The organism is Protofrankia sp. CiT1, from assembly GCF_917627335.1.
In the GTDB taxonomy this organism is placed as follows: Bacteria; Actinomycetota; Actinomycetes; order Frankiales; family Frankiaceae; genus Protofrankia.
Window position 1 is genome coordinate 3739 of sequence record NZ_CAKJTP010000187.1, and the last position, 3433, is coordinate 7171.

3 protein-coding genes are annotated in these 3433 nt (G+C 68.0%); 2 read left to right on the plus strand and 1 reads right to left on the minus strand.

The features are described from left to right. Positions 1-23: 23 nt before the first annotated feature. Positions 24-524, minus strand: a complete 501-nt coding sequence (locus MJ785_RS19355) for a transposase (RefSeq protein ID WP_255727664.1) — start codon at positions 522-524, stop codon at positions 24-26. A 278-nt stretch (positions 525-802) separates the two neighbouring features. Between MJ785_RS19355 and MJ785_RS19360 the strand changes: the two genes are divergently transcribed. Next, a complete protein-coding gene (locus MJ785_RS19360; protein WP_239382137.1) occupies positions 803-1828 on the plus strand; it encodes a hypothetical protein in 1026 nt (341 codons plus the stop codon). A 115-nt stretch (positions 1829-1943) separates the two neighbouring features. Beyond that, on the plus strand, positions 1944-3341 hold the full coding sequence (gene tyrS, locus MJ785_RS19365; RefSeq protein ID WP_239313408.1) for a tyrosine--tRNA ligase: 1398 nt from the start codon (positions 1944-1946) through the stop codon (positions 3339-3341). Positions 3342-3433 lie beyond the last annotated feature (92 nt).

Consider the following 3433-nt stretch of genomic DNA (forward strand, 5'->3'; position numbering starts at 1 on the left):
CGGTGTATGTAATCTTGTTGGGGTTACTTCCGACCGGTGGTCAGACGTCCGTCGAAAGTTACATCGCATGCATTCAATGCGCTTTTCCACTTGTTCGACCAGTGTTTACGGGCGGTGCCGGTGGGATCCAGGGCCATGGTGGCCAAGTAGAGGCACGTCAACGCGGCCTGCTCGGTGGGGAAGTGTCCGCGGGCGTTGACCGCCTTGCGGTAACGGGCGTTCAGGCTCTCGATCGCGTGGGTCGTGCAGATCACGGTGCGGATCTCGTGGTCGAAGGCCAGGAACGGGACGAACTCGGCCCAGGCGTTCTCCCAGAGGCGGATGATCGCCGGGTAGCGGCGTCCGAGGTCGGATTCGGCGAACGCGAGGAACTGTTCCAGGGCGGCGGCCTCGGACGGGGCGGTGTAGACGGGTTTGAGCGTGGCCGCGACGGCGGCCCCGTCCTTCTTCGAGGCAGATCGGAAACTGTTCCGCACAAGGTGCACGTTATGCCGACATCGGCATAACGTGCAGCTCCTGCGCAACTAGACCGATCTTCGTGCCCACGCGATCAGTCCACATTCCTCCGCGTGGCACCCTGAGGAATTGCATATTCCTCAGGGTGCCACGCGGAAGTTTTGCGGTTCGAAGGCGTGACAGAAAGGGACCTGTGGCCGGCCGGGGATGACGGGTCGAATCAGCCTGGGTGAAGGACACATCTGTGCCGGAAGCGAACGCCTTGGCCTGCACGTTCGGGCAGCCCTGTGCCATATGCCATGCGGGACGACGGCCGCTCCAGCATGCTCGGTCGGTGACACACGCGGTGGCTCGACGGGAGGCGCGGGTTGGTCCGCGTCCCGCGGTGCTGCGGCCACAGGCGGTGCCTGCTGCCCGCGTCGGGCCGGCCGCGCTGCTGGCGCCGCAACGCCAGGCAGGGAATCGTGCGGTGATCACCGGTCTCGCCGAACAACGGCCGGGGCCGGTTCAGCGATGTGGCTGCGACCTGCGTACGGACCGCGAAGGCACGGAACCAGCCGTAGACGAGACCGTCCAGCGGGTGGCGAACATGCCCCTGGTGGTGCAGCGGGCGAGCCGCTCGGACCTGCTCGTCGCCCTGAAAGCGGCGATCGCGGCCGGTGACTGGCACGATGTCGCCCTGCGGCTCAACGGGTTCAACGCGCCGGACATCCAGCGGCTGGCCGCTGGCCTGTCGGTGGGGCAGGCCGCGAGCACGCGGGCGGCGGTCATCCGGTATCTGGCCGGCTGGCCACACGAGCAACTGATCCTCGACAGCCTCGACGCGGGCCGAGCTGATGTCAGCCGGATCGACGACGCCCTCGAGAAGTCAGAGAGTGATCGGACCGCCGCTGTCAACGGGCTGGATGGCGGCATGTCCCGTGTCGACGCCGAGACGGCCGCGGTACTCGCCGAAATCGATGCCCGCAGCGGTCGGAGTGCGCCGGTGAGCCGAGCCCTGGGCCTGCCGCCCGGTGCGCGCCCCCTTGCCTCGGTGCTGCGACCGGACGGGCAGTATGCGTTCGCAGCTACGGTTGGCTTTGTTTCGACTACCGGTTACAGCGTCCCGCAAGGCGTACTGGCTACCGAGGCGCTCGCCGCGCAGGGCACGGCGGCCGCTGAGGGTGTGGTCGCGGCGCAGGGCTTGCGGATGGCTGGGGCAGCCGTCGTGGAGGGCTCAACGCTTGCGAGATCGCTGATCGTCGGGGGAGAGACGATCCTGGCTGTAGAGGCGGGTGGTGCGGTCCCTCCAGAACACCGGGATCAGTTCCTCGCCGCGCTCCCAGTGACGCGGCCAGGATCGCGGCGGGCTCGGCGCCGGGCCCGAGCCTGAGGTCGAGGTCGAGGTCGAGGTCGAGTCTGAGGCCGGCCGGAGCGAGACGGGCGTTCGGAGACAGCCTCGGGTTCTTCATAGGATGGCGATGCCACCCACGCCCCGGAGAGCCCTGATGACCCGATTGAGCCAGTCCGTTGACCGCGTCACCGCCCTGCTGGAGGGCGCGGACCTCGCGGCCGGCGCCACCGTGCGTGAACTGCTGGGCCTGAGCACGCAGCGCCGCGGTCTGGACCTGTCGGATCTCTCCCCGGCCGAGCAGGCCACACTGATCGCCGAGCGCTCCCAGGAGCTGCAGCCCTCGGTCGACGCCCTGGCCGCGCGGATCACCGAGGCCGGGGAGAAGGGGCGGCCGTTCATCGCCAAATTCGGCATCGACCCGACCGGCCACGAGGTCCACCTGGGCCACGCGGTACCGATGCTCATCCTGAGCCGGTTCCAGCGCATGGGCCACCAGGTGGTGTTCATCGTCGGTGACGTGACCGCCAAGATCGGTGACCCCTCCGGCCGCTCGGACGAGCGCCCCGCGCTGACCGACGAGGACATCGCCCACAATCTCGCCACCTACCGCGAGCAGGTCACGGCTTTCTTCGACTTCACCCGCGCCCAGTTCCGCCACAACGGCGACTGGCTGCGGGACGTCAAGCTGCCCAGGCTGATCGAGATCACCGCCCAGATCCCGGCCTCGATGCCGTTGCAGCGCGACGACTTCCGTAAGCGCCTGGACGCCGGTCAGGGGCTGTCCCTGGCCGAGCTGCTGTACTCGGTGGTCATGGCGCTGGACTCGGTCGAGATCGCCAGCGACCTGGAGGTCGGCGGTATCGACCAGTTCCTCAATATGCAGATGTGCAGGCATGTCATGCACATCTGCGGCCAGCCGCCGGAACTGGTGGTCGCCACCGCGCTGATCGAGGGCACCGATGGCACCGGGGCGAAGATGTCCAAGTCCAAGGGCAACTACGTCCCCCTGGCCGCTCCCGCGGGTGAGATCTTCGGTAAGATCATGTCGGTGCCCGACCGGTTGGTGGAGCCTTACTTCCGGGCACTGAGCGAGTGGCGGGACTCCGAACTGGCCATCGTCGGTGAGCGGCTGGCCGCCGGGTCGCTGCATCCGATGGATCTGAAGAAGATCCTCGCGGGGGAGGTCACCGCGGCTGTCCACGGTGTCGAGGCGGCCATGAAGGCGCGCGAGGAGTTTGCCGCGCGTTTTTCCAGGCGCGTCTTCGGTGAGGTTGACGACCTGCCAACCATCACGGATCTGGGGCAGTCGATCACCGATGCGGTCAGGGCGCTCGGCTTCGCCAAGAGCAACGGCGATGTCCGTCGGGTCGCCCAGCAGGACGGCCTGCGGCTCGTCGTCGAATCCGCGGGCGTTCAGGACCAGCTCCGGCTCACCGCGGACGAGGCCCGCGAACCGCTCGCGACCGTGCTCAAGGACAAGCTCCATGGCCGGGCCGGCGAGTACTACCTCAAGGTCGGCCGTAGGCTCGCCCGCATCGCCGCCGGGTTCTGACGCGATCCCCCCGCAGCCTCCTGGGCGGATCGCCGGTAGTTCGGCTGTGGCTCCGTGGCTCCGTGGCTGGTGTCGCCTTTTCTGGACATCGG

What these genes read in the sequence shown, in the direction of transcription:
- tyrS (WP_239313408.1), top strand. Translation starts at nt 1,944, where the DNA reads ATGACCCGATTGAGCCAGTCCGTTGACCGCGTCACCGCCCTGCTGGAG.